This is a genomic window from Paludisphaera sp., assembly GCF_037189885.1.
Classification (GTDB): Bacteria; Planctomycetota; Planctomycetia; order Isosphaerales; family Isosphaeraceae; genus Paludisphaera.
Genome location: NZ_JBBCIR010000009.1, coordinates 1 through 16,598, shown reverse-complemented (window position 1 = coordinate 16,598; position 16,598 = coordinate 1). Strand labels below are relative to the sequence as shown.

The 16,598-nt window shown below is 72.5% G+C and carries 14 protein-coding genes; 11 read left to right on the top strand and 3 right to left on the bottom strand.

The genetic code is table 11. The annotated features are described in order from the left end of the window. Positions 1-93 precede the first annotated feature (93 nt). The 10 genes from WG209_RS03735 (at position 94) to WG209_RS03690 (ending at position 9,613) form a co-directional block, all read left to right on the top strand. A complete protein-coding gene (locus tag WG209_RS03735; protein ID WP_337173662.1) occupies positions 94-918 on the top strand; it encodes a sugar phosphate isomerase/epimerase family protein in 825 nt (274 codons plus the stop codon). Positions 919-941: 23 nt separating this feature from the next. Next, the gene (locus WG209_RS03730) at positions 942-1,895 is read left to right on the top strand and encodes a sugar phosphate isomerase/epimerase family protein (protein ID WP_337173661.1); all 954 of its coding nucleotides are present in this window, start codon (positions 942-944) and stop codon (positions 1,893-1,895) included. 135 nt (positions 1,896-2,030) lie between these two features. Continuing rightward, positions 2,031-2,975 (top strand): glycosyltransferase, encoded by a 945-nt coding sequence (locus WG209_RS03725; protein WP_337173660.1) that lies wholly within the window; start codon positions 2,031-2,033, stop codon positions 2,973-2,975. A 78-nt stretch (positions 2,976-3,053) separates the two neighbouring features. Continuing rightward, positions 3,054-4,094, top strand: coding sequence for a CDP-alcohol phosphatidyltransferase family protein (locus WG209_RS03720; protein ID WP_337173659.1), 1,041 nt, complete (start codon positions 3,054-3,056; stop codon positions 4,092-4,094). Then, positions 4,087-4,854 (top strand): glycosyltransferase family 2 protein, encoded by a 768-nt coding sequence (locus WG209_RS03715; protein WP_337173658.1) that lies wholly within the window; start codon positions 4,087-4,089, stop codon positions 4,852-4,854. The genes WG209_RS03720 and WG209_RS03715 overlap by 8 nt, the downstream gene beginning before the upstream one ends. After that, a complete protein-coding gene (locus WG209_RS03710; RefSeq protein ID WP_337173657.1) occupies positions 4,851-5,552 on the top strand; it encodes a methyltransferase domain-containing protein in 702 nt (233 codons plus the stop codon). The genes WG209_RS03715 and WG209_RS03710 overlap by 4 nt, the downstream gene beginning before the upstream one ends. Beyond that, positions 5,545-7,047 (top strand): hypothetical protein, encoded by a 1,503-nt coding sequence (locus WG209_RS03705; RefSeq protein WP_337173656.1) that lies wholly within the window; start codon positions 5,545-5,547, stop codon positions 7,045-7,047. Before WG209_RS03710 ends, WG209_RS03705 begins: the two co-directional genes overlap by 8 nt. Further along, on the top strand, positions 7,047-8,171 hold the full coding sequence (locus WG209_RS03700) for a glycosyltransferase (protein ID WP_337173655.1): 1,125 nt from the start codon (positions 7,047-7,049) through the stop codon (positions 8,169-8,171). Before WG209_RS03705 ends, WG209_RS03700 begins: the two co-directional genes overlap by 1 nt. Next, positions 8,152-9,480: a glycosyltransferase family 9 protein gene (locus tag WG209_RS03695; protein WP_337173654.1), complete on the top strand. Its 1,329-nt coding sequence runs from the start codon at positions 8,152-8,154 to the stop codon at positions 9,478-9,480. The genes WG209_RS03700 and WG209_RS03695 overlap by 20 nt, the downstream gene beginning before the upstream one ends. Next, positions 9,452-9,613 (top strand): hypothetical protein, encoded by a 162-nt coding sequence (locus WG209_RS03690; protein ID WP_337173653.1) that lies wholly within the window; start codon positions 9,452-9,454, stop codon positions 9,611-9,613. Before WG209_RS03695 ends, WG209_RS03690 begins: the two co-directional genes overlap by 29 nt. A gap of 12 nt (positions 9,614-9,625) precedes the next feature. Here WG209_RS03690 and pruA read toward each other — a convergent pair whose 3' ends face one another. Next, the gene (gene pruA, locus WG209_RS03685) at positions 9,626-12,691 is read right to left on the bottom strand and encodes an L-glutamate gamma-semialdehyde dehydrogenase (RefSeq protein ID WP_337173652.1); all 3,066 of its coding nucleotides are present in this window, start codon (positions 12,689-12,691) and stop codon (positions 9,626-9,628) included. Between the two features lie 640 nt (positions 12,692-13,331). Between pruA and WG209_RS03680 the strand changes: the two genes are divergently transcribed. After that, positions 13,332-13,994, top strand: coding sequence for a YIP1 family protein (locus WG209_RS03680; protein WP_337173651.1), 663 nt, complete (start codon positions 13,332-13,334; stop codon positions 13,992-13,994). 16 nt (positions 13,995-14,010) lie between these two features. On the opposite strand, the gene hemL is transcribed toward WG209_RS03680, so the two are convergent. Together hemL and hemB are read right to left on the bottom strand one after the other, a co-directional pair. Beyond that, entirely contained in the window at positions 14,011-15,330 is a 1,320-nt protein-coding gene (gene hemL, locus WG209_RS03675) for a glutamate-1-semialdehyde 2,1-aminomutase (RefSeq protein ID WP_337173650.1), read from the bottom strand. A gap of 45 nt (positions 15,331-15,375) precedes the next feature. Then, complete coding sequence (gene hemB / locus WG209_RS03670; RefSeq protein WP_337173649.1) at positions 15,376-16,380, bottom strand: porphobilinogen synthase; 1,005 nt, start codon at positions 16,378-16,380, stop codon at positions 15,376-15,378. Positions 16,381-16,598 lie beyond the last annotated feature (218 nt).

Here is a 16,598-nt window from a genome sequence, read left to right as displayed (position 1 = left end):
AGGCGCCCGCCACCGGCCCCTGGAGGTTTCGCGCCGAAGTGCTATCATCGCCAGGAGACCATACGACGCCCAACGCCCGAGAGCGACGCCACGATGATCCGCCTCAGCGCCTTCGCCGACGAGATCTCCCAGGATCCCCGCGAGCAGATCGACGTCCTGGCCCGCCACGGGGTCATGAACATCGAGTTCCGCGCGATCCACGGGACGAACGTCCTGGACCTCTCCGACGAGCAACACGACGCCTTCCGCGCCATGCTCCGCGAGGCCGGCTTCGGCCTCAGCGCCATCGGCTCGCCCATCGGCAAGATCAAGGTCAACGAGCCGTTCGACCCCCACCTGGACCGCTTCGCACGCGCGCTCGACCTGGCCGACTTTTACGAGTGCCCGCGGATCCGCGTCTTCAGCTTCTACATCCCCGCCGGCGACGACCCCGCCGCGCACCGCGACGAGGTGATGGCCCGCATGGCCGAGCTGGCCCGCCGCGCCGCCGACCGCGGCGTGACGCTGATGCTGGAGAACGAGAAGGGCATCTACGGCGACACCGCCCCGCGCGTCCACGACATCCTCACGACCGTCGCCTCCCCGGCGCTGGCGCACGCCTTCGACCCGGCGAACTACGTCGAGGTCGGCCAGCCGATCGAGGCGGCGTGGGATCTCCTCAAGCCGTTCGTCTCCCACTTCCACGTCAAGGACTACAGCGAGTCCCTGAAGCGATGCGTCCCCGCCGGCGAGGGGGACGGCAAGTTCGACTTCCTCCTCGACGACGCCGCGGCATCCGGATACGACGGCTTCGTCGTCCTGGAGCCCCACCTGACCGTCGCCGAGATGTCCTACGGCTTCACCGGCCCGGAGCGCTTCGCCGACGCGGCGAACGCCCTGAAGGGGATCCTGATCGACCACGCCATCACCTTCGCCTGAAACCGCAACCAGGAGAGATCCCGATGCACTCTCGCCCGCTCGACCGCCGTTCGTTCCTCCGCGGGGCCGTCGCCGGCGGCGCCCTGCTGGGCCTCGGCATGCGCTCGCCGCTCGCCCTGGCCGCCGACCTCTCCGGCAAGCCCAGGCCGGGCAAGATCGGCGACTACAAGATCTCGCTGGCCCAGTGGTCGCTGCACAAGGCGCTCTTCTCCGGGAAGCTCGACAACCTCGACTTCCCGAAGGTCGCCCGCGAGGAGTACGGGGTCGACGGCGTCGAGTACGTCAACCAGTTCTTCAAGGACAAGCCCCGCGATTCGGCCTACCTGAAGGATCTGAAGAAGCGCGCCGCCGACCACGGCATCGCCAACGTCCTCATCATGATCGACGGCGAGGGGGACCTCTCCGCCCCCGACAAGGCCGCCCGCGACCAGGCCGTCGAGAACCACAAGAAGTGGGTCGACGCCGCCGCCGAGCTGGGCTGCCACGCGATCCGCGTGAACACCGGCAACCACTACGGCCCCACCGACGTCGCCGACGCCGCCGAGGCCTGCGGCGCCCTCTCCGCCTACGGCGCCGAGCGCAAGATCCACGTCATCTGCGAGAACCACGGCGGCCCGTCGAGCAACCCGGACGCCCTCCTGGCGCTCATCAAGGCCGTCGGCTCCGACAACTTCGGCACCCTGCCCGACTTCGGCAACTTCCCGAAGAACGACGGCCAGTACGCCATCGACGTCTACGAGGCCATCGCCCGGATGATGCCCTTCGCCAAGGGGGTCTCCGCCAAGAGCTACGACTTCGACGAGCAGGGCAACGAGTCGAACCTCGACTTCGCCCGCATCATGAAGATCGTCACCGACGCCGGCTACAACGGCTTCGTCGGGATCGAATACGAAGGCGGCCGCCTGAGCGAGTCCGACGGCATCATCGCCACGCGGAAGCTGCTGGAGAAGCTCCGCGGCTCCGACTACGCCGGCTGATGGACGGCCCTTCGACGGCGGGGGAGCCGGCCTTGACCGGTCCCCCGCCGTTTCGTAAGTTACGCGCCGAAATGGGCGGAATGCGGACGGACGCCGCGAGCCCACGCCACGAGCCCCCACCACGGCGAAACAGGGATGGAACCCGTGTCGCTCGATCGCGCCTGCATCCTGGTGCTCAACTACAACGGCCGGGACCTCCTGCGGGAGTGCCTCCCCTCCGTCGTCGAGGCCGCCCGCCGCTCGCCCGTCCCCTGCGGCGTCGTCGTCGTCGACAACGACTCGGCCGACGACTCGCTCGCGTGGCTCGCCGCGAACCACCCCGAGATCCGCGTCGTCCGCCGGCCCAACCGCGGCCTCGCCTCGTTCAACGACGCGCTCGCCGAGACGGACGAGCCGGTCGCGCTGCTGCTCAACAACGACGTGAAGCTGGCGCCGGACTCGATCGCCCCCCTGCTCCGCCCGCTCGCGGAACACGCCGACGCCCTCTTCTCCGCGCCGCTCTGCTGGACCTTCGACGGATCGACGTATGAGGGGATGCGGACCCGAGTCCGGACGCGATTCGGGCTGGTCCAGGGGATGAGCCGCGTGCCGGGGCACGAGGCGGCCATCCACGACGCCGACCTGACCGCCGCCGCCGGCCCCGTCCTCGCCGTGCATCGGGCGCGGTTCCTGGCGTTGGGCGGCTACGACCCGATCTATTTCCCGGGCCGGATCGAGGACCTGGACCTCGGCTTCCGCGCCTGGATGGCCGGCCTTCGGGGCTACTACATCCCGGAATCCGTGGCCTATCACAAGGGATTCGCGACGTTCGCCCCGGAACTCGGCGAGGCGCGGTGCGACGGCCTGGCGATCCGGAACACGCTGATCTTCGCCTGGAAGAACCTGAGCGGCCGCCGCCTGGCGAGCCACCTGGCGTGGCTGCCCGTCCGGCTGGCCCGCGGCGGCAAGGCGTTCCGCCGGGCGTTCGTCGAGGCCGCCTCGCGCTGGCGGGAGGTCGCCAGGGCGCGCCGGGCGCTGCAAGCCGGGGCCGTCGGCTGGGTCGACCGCCAGGAGGCGTTCTTCAGACGCTTCGAATGGTGAACATGACGGTGGCATGATCGCGAAGGAATCGCGGCATGCGAGGGAGGCGGATCGGGTCGGGACGCACGGAGGCGAATCATGAGGTCGGGATTCCGAAACCTGGTGATCGACGCCCGCCCTCATGGGCCGCGCGGGCCGCTGGCCGCGGAGGTCGTGATGGGCCGGACCGTGCTGGCCCGGCTGGTCGGCCAGGCGCTGCAGGCGGTCGGCCCGGACGAGGGCGTGGCCGTGCTGGGGGGCCGCGACGTGATCCCCCTGCTCGCCGAGGTCGGGCCGGACGCCGAGCGCGTCGCGCTGATCGACCGCGAGCCCGCGTCGGCCCCGATCGTCCGCGCCGATCGCCTGTATGACGCCCGCCGGCTCCGCCGGGCCGTCCGCCGGGGACGCGACCCCGAGACCGCCGTGTTCTGGCGGCTCGACCGCCCCGAGGGCCTCGCCGGCGCCGAGCAGGAGCTGAACCGGCGGCTGAACTATCAGCCCCTCGGCCGCTACTGGGCCTTCCCGATCGCCGATCGGCTGGCCGCATCGCTCAAGGACACGAGGGTCACGCCCAACGCCCTGACGCTGACCGCCGGGACGCTCATGCTCCTGTCCGCGGCGCTCGTCGCGCGCGGCGACCTGGGGTGGATCGGCCGCGCCGCGGTGGCGTTCGCCCTCGCCGCTGGCCTGGTGCTCGACACGGCCGACGGCCGGCTCGCCCGGCTCCAGGGGTCGTGCTCCGCGTTCGGCCGGTGGCTCGACCAGGTGCTCGACGAGTCGGCCGACCTGGCGCTCCACGCGGCCGTCGCCTGGGCCGCCTTCGCCGCGACGGCATGGGCCGGGTGGCTGTTGCTCGGGATCGCGTTCGCCTCGGGCAAATACCTGTTCCTGATCCAGTCCCTCACCGGCGAGGAGTTGGAGAATGGCGAGGGGACGACCGGGGAGGTCCGCGCCCCGCGCGGACGGCTCGCGCCGCTGCGGTCGCTCCTGGGCCTGATGGGCCACGCGGACTTGCGCTGGCATCTGTGGATCGTCCTCGCGGCGGTCGGCCGGCTGGACGTCGAGCTGGCGTTGTACGCGGCGTACTTCCCGCTGCGGGCGGCGCTGGGGATCGCGCGGAAGGGGGCGGCCCATGCCTGAGCCCCGGATCACGGCGCTGATCGTCGCCCGGGACGAGGAGGCCAACCTCCCCGGCTGCCTGGCGTCCGTCGCCTTCGCCCACGAGCGAGTCGTGGTCGTCGACCCGGCGAGCACCGACCACACGAAGGTCATCGCCGAGCGCCTGGCCGACGTCGTGATCGTCCGACCGTTCGACGACTTCGCCTCCCAGCGCAACGCGGGGAAGGCCGCCGCCTCCGGCGATTGGATCCTCTCGATCGACGCCGACGAGCGCGTGACGCCCGAGTTGGCCGACGAGATCCGCGCCGCGACGGCCGACCCATCGAGCCCATTCGCCGGCTACCGCGTGCCCATCCGGAGCGCGATCCTCGGCCGCCCGTTCGGCCACTCCGGGACGCAGCAGGACCTGCCGCTCCGGCTGTTCCGTCGCGATCGCGGCGAGTGGACCGGCCGCGTCCATGAGACGGTCCGGCTGGACGGCCCCGAGGGCCGCCTGCGCGGGGTCCTGGAGCATCGCACGATCCCGGACGTCCGCGTCTTCCTCCGCAAGATCGACCACTACACGACGCTGGAGGCCCGCGACCTCCACAACGCGGGCGCCCGATTCCGGGCGCGAGACCTGACGCTCCGCCCGGCCTGGCTGTTTCTGAAACTGTACTTATACAAGCAAGGATTCCGCGACGGGCTGGAAGGGCTGATGTTCTGCGCGATGTCCGGCGTGTCGGCCGCGGTCCGCGCGTGGAAACTCAGGGAGCTGAACCTCATGGAGGCGGCGGGATGATCTCGGCCCACGAGGCGGAAGTCGCGTCGCGGTTCGACGCCCTGCACCGGCGGTTCAAGGACGCGCTCGCGCCGGACGATTATCGCCTGGACGGCGTCCTGGAGGTCCTCGGCCCCGTCGCCGGCATGCGCATCCTGGACCTGGGGTGCGGCAAGGGGCGATTCGCCAGGGCGCTGCGGGATCGCAGGGCGATCGTGACGGGGATCGATCTGTCGGCCGCGATGCTCGCCGAGGCCGGGGGGATCGCGAGGGTGCGCGGCAGCGCCCGGAGCCTCCCCTTCGCGTCGGGGAGCTTCGACGCCGCGATCGCCGTGGAGATGTTCGAGCACCTCGACCCGGGGACATGGCCGGTCGCGATCGCGGAGGCCCGCCGCGTGCTGTCGCCGCGCGGGACGCTGGCGATCGTCGACAAGAGCCTGGCGTCGCTCGACGCCCGGCGCCCGTGGCTCCCCGCCGCCCTCGTGAAGGCGATCGACGAGCGTCGGGGCCTGTGGATGTACCCGGCCGGCGGCCCCGTCCGCGAGCGCTGGTTCTGGCCCCGAAGGTTGCGCAAGGTGTTGCTCAAATCATTCGCCGAGGTCCGCGTCGTCCACCTCCTCTCGCCGGCGGAACGGCGGCGGGCGCTGTTCCGCCGCGTCCCGGCCGCGCGGCTGATGGCCCTGTGGGTCGCCCGGGGCGACGGAGGCATCGATGTCTGAGATCCACGCGACGCGCCCCGCCGCACTCGCGCTCCCCCTGCTGCTCTGGAAGACGCCGCCGGGCCTGGAGCTGATCCTGGCGCAGGAGGGGGTCGCCTTCGAGGTCGTCCGCGACGCCCACCCGTTCGCCTTCCGCGGCGGCCGGTTCGTGCTGTTCGACGGCCGCCGCGAGTCGCCGGCCGCGATGCGGCTGCTCCTGACCTCCGGCCAGGCCGCGATCGACGTCGACGCCTACCGCAAGGGGGAGCCCGTCGACCCGTACGACGCCCTGGTCGACGACCGGCCGATGCGCGCGGCGTGGCGGGTGGGCGGCTACACGCTCCGCGAGCGCGTGGCCCGGCGGCCCAAGGCCCTGATCCGCGAACGGATCATCGCCCGCCTGCGCGAGGACGTGCTGGCGCGTAACGGCGTCTGGGCCCGGCTCGCCCCCTTCCCTCACCCGTACCGATCGGCGTTCAACCTGCGCGTGGACATGGACGAGCCGGTGGCGGAGGACTACTTCCGATTCGCGGCGGCCCGCGGGCCGCTCGACGACTGCACCACCCACTTCGTCTCCACGGCCGCCTACCAGGCCGAGCGTCGGGTGCTGGCCGACCTGTCCGGGCGCGACGCGCAGTCGCACGGGCACTACCACCACGTCTACCGCGACACCGAGGCCAACCTCCGCAACCTGGATCGGGCCGACCTGATCCTCCGCGACCGCGGCTTCGAGGTCGAGGGCTTCGCCGGGCCCCACGGCCGCTGGAACGCCCCGGTCGACGACGCGATGGAGGCGCTGGGGTACTCGTACTCGTCGGACTTCCAGCTCGGCTACGACGACCTGCCCTTCTTCCCGTGGAAGGCCGGGCGGTTCTCCAGCGTGCTGCAGGTCCCCGTTCATCCGATCTGCGAGGGCCTGTTCCTGGACGCCGGCGCGGCCGACGGCCGCCGCGTGGCCGCGCACCTGGCCGCCGTGGTCGCGGAGAAGGTCGACGCGGGGGAGCCCGCCTTCGTGTACGGCCATCCCGAGCGCCGGCTGGGCCGGATGCCGGAGGTGATGATGGCCCTGGCCGCGGCGCTCGACCGTCGCCCGCTGGTCTGGCGGACGACGCTCACCGAGATGGCCCGCTGGTGGCGCTGGCGGGCCTCGCGGAAATGGCTGGCGATCGCCCGCGGGCCGGGCCGCGTGGAGGTCCAGTTCGAGGAGTGGGACGCCGGCTATCCGCTGGCGCTCGAGGTCTTCCGGGGCGAGTTCCGCGCCCTGCTGCCGCTCTCGGGGCCGCGGACGGTCGTGGATCTGGAGTCGCTGGCGTTCGAGCGCCGGCCCGTCCCCGCGCGGCGGGCGGCGGTCCCGCCGTCGCCCGACCGGCGGCCGGACTCGTGGCGGCAGGTGGTCCGGCGGGCGATCGACTGGGAGACGGTGACGCCCATCGACGAGATCCCCGACGCCACGATCGCCGGCCGGGTGAAGAAGGGGCTCAGGCGATGGAAACTCCAGGGGGCGGGGACGACCTGATGGACGACCGATCGATCGAGACGTCCGACGCCGAGCCGACCGCGTCGCGATGGCTGGCCGCCCGCTCGCAGGGGCCTTTCCCCGCGGGCTCGGCCTTCCTGCACGCGCCGTCGTTCGCCTTCCAGGCGCCCGGCGGCGGCGAGAACCAACTGATCCAGACGGGACGACATCTGGAGGCGATGGACGTCGCCGTCCGCCTCTTCCACCCGTGGACGGATCGGCTCGACCACGCCCGCCTGCTGCACCTCTTCGGGATGTCTCGCGAGGGGCTGGAGCTGGCCGCCGCGGCGAAGGCCCGCCGCGTCCCGGTCGTCCTCTCGCCGATCTGCTGGTACGAGCCCCGCGCCCTCTGGGCGCTGGAACCGACCGCGAGGCGCAAGCTGACGGCCGTCGGCGCCTGGGCGGCGCGGCGGGCGCTCCGAGGGCTGCCGGGCTGGCGCCGCGAGCTGCTCCGGGTGGCCGACGCCGTCCTGCCGAACTCGGAGGAGGAGGCGGACCAGCTCGTCCGGCTTTTCGGCGTCGACCGCCGGAGGATCCAGGTGGTGCCCAACGGGGTGCTGCCGGACTTCGGCTGGGGGTCGCCCGCCCTGTTCCGCGAGCGGGTCGGGGACTTCGAGTTCGTGCTGTTCGTCGGCCGGATCGAGCCCCGCAAGAACCCGCTCGGGGTGATCCGCGCGGCGCGTCGGCTGGGGCTGCCGATGGTCGTGGTCGGGGAGGCGCCGCCCCGGCACGAGGGCTACGAGCGCGAGTGCCGTCGCGAGGGGGGCGACCGCGTCGTCTGGCTGGAATCGCTGGACCATCACGACCCGCTGCTGATCTCCACCTACGCCGCCGCGCGGGTCTTCGCCCTCTGCTCCTGGTTCGAGACCCCCGGCCTGGCGGCGCTGGAGGCGGCGCTGGCGGGGGCGGCGGTGGTGATCACGCCGCGCGGCTCCACGCGGTCTTACTTCGGCGATCGCGCCATCTACGCCCGGCCCGGCCGCGACGGCGAGATCGGCGAGGCCCTGGCACGGGCGTGGCGCGAAGGGCCGAGACCTGGACTTGCGGCACACGTCGCTTCCCACTACCTTTGGGACCGCGTCGCCAAGCTCACGGCGGAGGTTTATGACCGCGTCGCCGATTGACCTCAAGCCTGTTCGGACCGGCCGCTATCGCTACAGCAAGCTGCGATGGCGAGTCCTGGTGCGCGCGTTCGACGCGGCCGGCGGGATCGCCGCGCCGCTCTGGCGGCGGCTCCGGCCGTCGCGCCAGGTCGACTCGCCGCGCCGGATCCTCGTGGTCCAGCTCGATCACCTGGGCGACGCCGTCCTGTCGGCCCCGCTGATCGCGCAGCTCGCCGCGGCCTACCCCGACGCCGAGATCGACGTCCTGGCCTCGCCCAGCAACCACGAGGTCTTCGAGGCCGACGCCAACGTCGCCCGCGTGCGGGTCGCCGAGCGGACGTGGTTCGAGCGCAGCCCGTCGCGGCGCGGCCTGGTCTCCGAGGTCTGGCGGCTCGGCCGATCGCTCCGCGGCGCCCGCTACGACCTGGGGATCGACGTCCGGGGGGACGTGCTGTCCATCCTGGTGCTGGCGATCGGCGGCGTGGCCCGGCGGGTGGGCTTCGCGATGGGGGGCGGCTCGTTCCTGCTCACCGACGTGGCCGAGTGGAGCCGCGGCCGGCACGAGGTCCGATCGCGGCTGGCCCTGCTGGGCCCGCTGGGGATCGAGCCCGACTTCGACGGCCGCGCCCTGGTCCGCGTCCGCGACGAGGACCGCGCCGACGTCGCCGCCCGCCTGCTCGACGCCTGGCCCGGGAGGGGCGGACGCCGCGACCGCCGGGCCCCGCGCGACGCCGAGGCCAGCCTCCACGCCGAGCAATTCCGCCCCCACCCGCCGATGCTGGCCGTCCACCTCGGCGCCGGCACCGCCGCCAAGCGCTGGCCCCGCGGGCACTGGAAGGCGCTGCTGGAACGGTTCCTGGACGACGGCTGGCGCGTGGTGATCGTCGGCGGCCCGGAAGACCCGCCGCTGTCGCGCAGCCTCCGCCCGCACGAGCGCCTGGTCGACTGGTCGGGCCGGCTGAGCGTGCGCCAGACGACGGCGCTGCTGGAGCGGGCCGACCTGTTCATCGGCGCCGACTCGGGCCCGGCGCACCTGGCGGCGTCGGCCGGGGTGCTCTCGGTGATCCTGTTCAGCGGGACGAACAGCCCGATCCAGTGGCGGCCGTGGTCGTCGCGGTCTCTGGTGATCCGGCATCGCGTCCCCTGCCGGCCCTGCCACCAGAAGGTCTGCCCGCTGCCCGACCACCCCTGCATGACGGGGATGACCCCGGATCGCGTCTACAAGGCCGCCCGCCGCTGGCTGTCGCGGGCCGATCGACTCGGCGCCGCGGTCACCGCGCCGGCCCCCCTGGAGGTCGTCCATGAGCCCGACTACCACCCCGCCCCCTGACCGCCGACCCTGGAACGACCCGCGCGGCTGGCTGGCCCTGGCATGGGTCGTCGCCTGGTCCGCGGCCTACGTCCACTCGGCCCTCGGCGAGCGCTTCCCCTGGATCCGGACCTGGGTCGACGGCCTGCTCTGATCCGAGGGAGGGTCACTCCCCGCCGGCGCCATTCGAGAGGTCTTCCGGCGCGAAGCCGCGGCGCATGGTGTTCTCGGTGACGCAGCGGGTGAGGAGGAATTCCAGCAGGTATTCCGGCCCCCCCGCCTTCGCCCCGACCCCCGAGAGCTTGAAGCCGCCGAACGGCTGGCGATCGACCATCGCGCCGGTGATCGCGCGGTTGATGTAGAGGTTGCCGACGCGGTACTCGCGACGCACGCGCTCGATGGTCGCCGGGCTCCGCGAGTAGAGGCCGCCGGTCAGGGCGTAGGCCGTCCCCTCGGCGATCGCCAGCGCGTCGTCCAGGTCCCTGGCCTTGAGCACCGCCAGGATCGGGCCGAAGACCTCCTCCTGGGCGATCCGGGCGTCGGGCTTCACGTCGGCGACGATCAGCGGCCCGACGAACGCGCCCCGGTCGGCCAGCGCCGAGACGTCCACGTCCAGCACGACTCGCCCCTCGGCCGCGGCGACCTCGCGATACTGGAGGATCCGCCGGCGGGCGTCGGCGTCGATCACCGGGCCGACGAACGTGTCGGGGTCGTCGGCGGGCCCGACCCGAAGCGCCTTGCCGGCCTCGGCGAGCCGGGCGACGAAGGCGTCGTACACCCCTTCCAGAACCACGGCCCGCGAGCCGGCCGAGCACTTCTGCCCCGCGTAGCCGAACGCGCTCTGCAGCACGCCCACCACGGCCTCGTCCAGGTCGGCGTCGTCGTCCACGATGATGGCGTTCTTGCCCCCCATCTCGGCGAGGACGCGCTTGACGTGCTCCTGCCCCGGCGGGGTCTCGGCCGCCTGCCGGTTGAGGAGCAACCCGACCTCGCGCGAACCGGTGAACGAGACCACGGCGATCCGGCGGTCGTTCGCCAGCGCCTGGCCGACCTCCTCCCCCTTGCCCGGCAGGTAGTGGAGGACGCCCGGCGGCACGCCCGCCTCGTGGAGGATGTCGACCAGCAGGGCGGCGACGATCGGCGCCTGTTCCGCCGGCTTGAGGACCACCGGGCAGCCGGCGACGAGCGGGGCGACGGTCATGCCGCAGGGGATGGCGATCGGGAAGTTCCACGGCGGGATCACCACGGCCACCCCGCGCGGGAGGCGGTCGGATACGTTGGTCTCGCCGGGCACGTCGCGACGCCGGGGCTCGGCCAGGCGGATCATCTCGCGGGCGTAGAACTCGCAGAAGTCGATCGCCTCGCAGATGTCCGCGTCGGCCTCGCGCCAGGGCTTGCCGCACTCATAAACCTCCCACGCCGACAGCTCGAACCGGCGCTCGCGGAGGATCGCCGCGGCGCGGACGATGACGGCCGCCCGCTCCTCGACGGGCCGCGACGCCCAGCCCCCGAGCGCGGCGAGCGACGCGGCGATCGCGCGGTCGGCGTGCAAGGCGTCGGCCGTGGCGACCCGTCCCACGAGGCGGTCGGTCCGGCTCGGGTCGCGCGACTCGGCGAGCCGGTCGGGGGTCTCGATCCGCTCGCCGTCCACCACCAGCGGGTACGTCCGGCCGAGCCTCCCGGCGACCTCGCGCAGCGCCGCCGCCATGGCGTCGCGGTTCTCGGCCCTGGCGAAGTCGGCCAGCGGCTCGTTGCGGAACGGCGGGAGCCCCGACGAGGGGGCCGCGGGACGGGGGGCGGGACGCTTCCTGAGCAGCATGGCTCCGGTCTCCTCGGGGTCGCGCAGGAGGTCGTCGACGGCGACGCCCGACGCGCCGGCGGCCTTGAGGAACGATTCGTTCGAGGTGTTCTCCAGCAGCCGGCGCACCAGGTACGCCATCCCCGGCAGCATCGCGCCATAGGGGGTGTAGACCCGCACGCGGCGGCCCCGCTCCACCAGCGCCTCGGCGATGGCCTCCCCCATGCCGTGGAGGACCTGCAACTCGTAGGCGTCGGCCGGCAGCCCAAGCGCCTCGGCGGCGGCCATGGCGTGGGCCAGGCTGCGGATGTTGTGGCTGGCGATGGCCGGCCGGAGGTTCGCACGCCGCTCCATCAGGAACCGCGAGCAGCGCTCGAAGTTGTCGTCGCTTTGCCACTTCTGGAGGAAGACGGGCTCCGGCCAGCCGTGGCGACGTGACGTGAGCACCTCGTAATCCCAGTAGGCCCCCTTCACCAGCCGGACGGTGATCGGAGCCCCCCGGCGCTCGACGAACGCGTCGAGCCGGCGCAGCTCGGCCGCGGCGTCGGGCTGGTACGCCTGGACGACGATCCCGACGTCGGGCCAGTCGCGGAACTCCTCCTCGCCGAGCACGGCCTCGAACAGGTCGTAGCTGAGCGTCCGATAGTCGTACTGCTCCATGTCGACGTGAACATACGCGCCGAGTTCGCGGGCGGCGTGGAGGATCGGGCGGAGGCGGCCGGCGGCCCGCGCGATGGTCGCGGCGGGGCTGATGGGGTCGAACCAGGTGGTCAGGCTGGAGAGCTTGAGCGACAGGTTGACGCGCGGGATGGGCCCGTCGGCGTCGCGGTCGATCAGGGGGATCTCCGGCCGCGAGGCCAGCGGGCCGGCCAAACCGCGGATCAGGTCGAGGCAGGTCCGCTGGTAGGCGTCGGCCTCGTGCTCGCTGATGACGGCCTCGCCCAGCAGGTCGGCGGTGAAGGCGACCTTGCGTGCGCGCAGCTTCAGCACCGTCTGGAGCGCCTCGTCGGGCGTCGACCCGGCGATGAACTTCCGGGCCATCAGCGACGCCGCCGCCCGCGCCGAGGACGCCAGCGCCCCCTCGCGCGACGAGCCCGGCGGGGCCAGCGCGACGGCCGCCCGCAGCCACCACGGCACGCGGTCGCCGGCCTCGCCCAGGTATTCCGCCAGGTGCCGCCGGACGGCGCCGGGCGTCCTCAGGGCCGGGAGCGCGTCGATGAAGCGGAAGAGCTGGACGCGGACCTCGGGGTCGGCGAGCGTCGCCCCCATGAATCGCTCTTCCCACCACTCCCGACGCCAGGGACGCGAGGCCCCGCCGACGCGGTCGAACAGCTCGCGGCCGATCTCCCGCGTCCGTCCCTCGATCCGCGCCCGATCGCCCGAGCCGAGCGACCGCGGGCTAGTCCCGATCTTGCTCGTGGATGTCGTGGCCATGATCGTCCGCCGGCCTTCGGGTGATCCTCGACCGCTCCCGCCCCGGGGCGGCCCGCTTTCATTCTACGTCCGCGGGCGACTCCCGGCCCGGATTCACGCCTCGGCCCCGGTCTTCCGCCCTCCGCCGCGGCCGCCCGAAGTTGGCTTCGTTCGCGCGCCGCGACTTTCCGCATTTCCGTCGCATCATCATGAGCACCAGATTTTTACGTCCAAAACCTCGTGGCTTCGTTCGTCGTTTTCGAATGCATTTTTCGCTATCGCCCGCCGGCGGTCGGCGTCACGCGCGCCGACGTCTCGCAAGCGAGTCCGATCGGCCCGGCCCGCCAAAAATTAGCCCGCGCATGGGCCGCGAAGGGTTCTCCGCGACCCTCATGCCGATTCCAAATTGTCAAGGAACGCGAGTATCGATCTCCCGTATGCTCACCGGTGGGAGGGGGGTGATTCCATGTTTCCGATAATCTTTCACGATTGTCGGCCGGCACTTCGGCCGGAGCGTCGTCGCGACGCCCGGACGGGCAAAATCATGGTCGACGAACGACCGAATTCCGGGACGCCCCCGAGCGCGCCGGCCGACGCTTGCCCGCGACGGACGCGCCGAGGATGATGGACGCCCAGCACCGCCGAACATTGAGGAGGCGCCATGGGCGAGGTCGACGCGAAGATGGCCGACGAGGACTTTCCCCGCCAGGACGGCTGGGCGCGCCCGCTGGCGACGACGTGGACGCATCCGCGGCGGACCTTCCGCGACACGCTCGTCTGGCGGCCGACGCACCTGGTCTTGCCGCTGGCCGCGGCGTGGGGGGTGGATCGCCTGCTCGCCCTGCAAATCACCCGGGGCGCGGCCGACTACATGGCGATCCCGACGATGCTGATCATGGTCGCGGTCATCGGCCCCCTGATCGGGATCGCCCTGGTCTGGCTGTTCGGCTGGATCTGGGCGTGGTCGGGGAGGCTCCTGGGGGGCGAGGCGTCCCCCCCGGCCGTCCGCGCCGCGATCGCCTGGGGGCAGGCGCCGGCGCTGTTCCTGCTCGCGCTGGCGGCGATCCAGTTCGCGGCGATCGGCCCCGAGTTGCTGCACAAGTCGAGGCCCGGCCTGATGGGGGACGACGGCCTGAAGGCGTTCTACTACGCCACGCTCTTCTGCCGGAATTTCCTGAGCGGCGCGATCGTCGTTCGCATCATCATATTCCTGGCGCAAGCCCACCGGTTCTCGACCTGGCGAGCCATCGGCGCGATCCTGCTGGGGCTCGCCCCGGGGTTCGCGGTGCTCGTCGGGTTCTTGTTCCTGCTGAGGGCGAGTTGAGCCCGCGCCGGGAGCGTCAGCCGAGCGCGGCGGCCAGCGCCTCGCGGGCGGCGGCGACGGTGTGATCGATGTCGGCCTCGGTGTGGGCCAGCGAGACGAACGCGGCCTCGAACTGGCTGCACGGCAGGTAGACGCCCCGGGCCAGCATCTCCCAGAAGAAGCGGGCGAACAGGGCCGTGTCGGAGCCTTTCGCGTCCTCGTAGTCGCGGACCGGGCCGTCGTGGAAGAACAGCGTGATCATGCTGCCGACGCGCTGGACGACGTGGGGCGCTCCGGCCTCGCGGGCGGCGGCCTCCAGGCCGTCGGCCAGGCGGGCGGTGAGGGCCTCCAGGCGATCGTAGGCACCGGGCTCGCGCAGGATTTCCAGCGTGGCGAGGCCCGCGGCCATCGCCAGCGGGTTGCCGGAGAGCGTGCCGGCCTGGTAGATCGGCCCGGTCGGCGAGACCTTCGCCATGATCTCGCGCGACGCCCCATACGCCGCGGCCGGCAGCCCGCCGCCGATCACCTTGCCCAGCGCGGTGATGTCCGGGCTGACCCCGAACCGCTCCTGCGCCCCGCCGTACGCGAGGCGGAACCCGGTCATCACCTCGTCGAAGATCAGCAGCGTGCCGTGCTTCGTGGTCAGGTCGCGTAGAGCCTGGAGGTAGCCCGGCTCGGGGGGGACCAGCCCCATGTTGCCGGCGACCGGCTCCAGCAGGACGGCGGCGACCTGGCCCGGGTTGGCTTCCAGCAGCGCCTCGACGGCCGCGGCGTCGTTGAACGGGGAGAGGAGCGTGTCGGCCGCCGCCCCGGCGGTGACGCCGGGGCTGTTGGGGACGCCCAGGGTGGTCGCGGCCGAGCCCGCCTGGATCAGCAGGCTGTCGGCGTGGCCGTGGTAGCAGCCGGCCATCTTCACGATCTTGTCGCGCCCGGTGTACCCCCGCGCCAGCCGGATCGCGGACATCGTCGCCTCGGTCCCCGAGGAGACGAATCGGCACATCTCGATCGACGGCACGGCCGCGACGACGGCCTCGGCGATCTCGGCCTCGCGCTCCGTCGGCGCGCCGAAGCTGGAGCCCAGCGCCAGCGCCTCGGTCACCGCCGCCCGCACCTTCGGGTGGACGTGGCCTACGATCATCGGGCCCCACGAGCCGATGTAGTCGACGTAGCGGTGGCCATCCACGTCGTGCAGGTACGCCCCCTCCGCGCGGGCCATGAACGGCGGCTCGCCGCCGACCGCGCCGAACGCCCGCGCGGGGCTGTTCACCCCGCCGGGGATCACGCGCGAGGCGCGCGCGAACGCGGCGGAACTCTTCGGGAGGTCGTAGTCCGGGCGGGAGATGGCGGGCGTGGTCATCGGTCGTCCTCGGTCTCGTCTCGGCTCGGCTCGGCTCGGCTCGGCTCAGCCCTGCTGGAGCCAGCGGGCGACGTCGGGGGCGTGGTAGGTGAGGATCATGTCGATCCCCGCGCGCTTGAAGCCGGTGAGGGTCTCCAGGACGACGCGGCGCTCGTCGATCCAGCCGCGCTCGGCGGCGGCCTTGACCATGGCGTACTCGCCGGAGACGTTGTAGGCGGCCAGCGGGACGCGGAACTGGTCCTTCAGCCGCCGGGCGACGTCCAGGTACGCCAGGGCCGGCTTCACCATGATGATATCCGCCCCCTCGGCCAGGTCGAGGGCCGCCTCGCGCACCGCCTCGTCGCCGTTGGCCGGGTCCATCTGGTAGCCGCGGCGGTCGCCGAAGCTGGGCGCGCTCTCGGCCGCCTCGCGGAACGGGCCGTAGTAGCCGCTCGCGAACTTGGACGAGTACGCCATGATCGGGACGTGCTCATAATTCGCCGCGTCCATCCCGGCGCGGAGGGCGCGGACCATGCCGTCCATCATGCCGGACGGGGCGATGACGTCGGCCCCGGCGCGGCAGTGGCTGACGGCCTGCTCGACCAGCATCGGCAGCGTGGCGTCGTTGTCCACGTCCAGCCGGCCGGTCGACTCGGACAGCGGCCCGCAATGGCCGTGGTCGGTGTACTCGCAGAAGCAGAGGTCGGTGATCGTCAGGAGGTCCGGGGCGAGCTTCCTGGTCAGCCGGACGGCCTCCTGGACGATGCCGTCGTCGCTCAGGGCGGCCGAGCCGCGGGCGTCCTTGTGCTCGGGGATGCCGAAGAACATGACCCCCGGCAGCTTCAGCTCGACGACCTGGTCGATGATCTCCCCCAGGCGGTCGAGCGACCATTGCCGCTGGCCGGGCATCGAGGGGATTTCTCGGCTGACGTCCGAGCCGTGGTAGACGAACAGCGGGTAGATCAAATCGTCGCGCGTGAGGATGTTCTCGCGGACGAGGTCGCGGAGCCGAGGGTTCCCGCGCAGTCGGCGCGGGCGGTGGGTCGGATAGCCGGCGGCGGGGTCGAACATGGGAGCGTCCCGGAATATGTGGAGTCGGCGGGATTCGAGACGGCCTCGGCGATCCATGCCTTCTCCCCTTGGGACGCTCCGTCGAGTACCCCGGGGATCGGCGATGACAAGCATCCCTTCTCCCCTCGTGGGAGAAGGTGCCCCGAAGGCCGGATGAGGGGGCGACCGGCGCCGCTCCATCCGGTTCGCAAGGGACTTCGAGCCGACGCCACCCGGTC

Bases quoted from the DNA above. Each gene is read 5' to 3' on its own strand.
- WG209_RS03735 (WP_337173662.1), top strand. From the start codon at position 94: ATGATCCGCCTCAGCGCCTTCGCCGACGAGATCTCCCAGGATCCCCGC.
- WG209_RS03730 (WP_337173661.1), top strand. From the start codon at position 942: ATGCACTCTCGCCCGCTCGACCGCCGTTCGTTCCTCCGCGGGGCCGTC.
- WG209_RS03725 (WP_337173660.1), top strand. From the start codon at position 2,031: ATGGAACCCGTGTCGCTCGATCGCGCCTGCATCCTGGTGCTCAACTAC.
- WG209_RS03720 (WP_337173659.1), top strand. From the start codon at position 3,054: ATGAGGTCGGGATTCCGAAACCTGGTGATCGACGCCCGCCCTCATGGG.
- WG209_RS03715 (WP_337173658.1), top strand. From the start codon at position 4,087: ATGCCTGAGCCCCGGATCACGGCGCTGATCGTCGCCCGGGACGAGGAG.
- WG209_RS03710 (WP_337173657.1), top strand. From the start codon at position 4,851: ATGATCTCGGCCCACGAGGCGGAAGTCGCGTCGCGGTTCGACGCCCTG.
- WG209_RS03705 (WP_337173656.1), top strand. From the start codon at position 5,545: ATGTCTGAGATCCACGCGACGCGCCCCGCCGCACTCGCGCTCCCCCTG.
- WG209_RS03700 (WP_337173655.1), top strand. From the start codon at position 7,047: ATGGACGACCGATCGATCGAGACGTCCGACGCCGAGCCGACCGCGTCG.
- WG209_RS03695 (WP_337173654.1), top strand. From the start codon at position 8,152: ATGACCGCGTCGCCGATTGACCTCAAGCCTGTTCGGACCGGCCGCTAT.
- WG209_RS03690 (WP_337173653.1), top strand. From the start codon at position 9,452: ATGAGCCCGACTACCACCCCGCCCCCTGACCGCCGACCCTGGAACGAC.
- pruA (WP_337173652.1), bottom strand. From the start codon at position 12,691: ATGGCCACGACATCCACGAGCAAGATCGGGACTAGCCCGCGGTCGCTC.
- WG209_RS03680 (WP_337173651.1), top strand. From the start codon at position 13,332: ATGGGCGAGGTCGACGCGAAGATGGCCGACGAGGACTTTCCCCGCCAG.
- hemL (WP_337173650.1), bottom strand. From the start codon at position 15,330: ATGACCACGCCCGCCATCTCCCGCCCGGACTACGACCTCCCGAAGAGT.
- hemB (WP_337173649.1), bottom strand. From the start codon at position 16,380: ATGTTCGACCCCGCCGCCGGCTATCCGACCCACCGCCCGCGCCGACTG.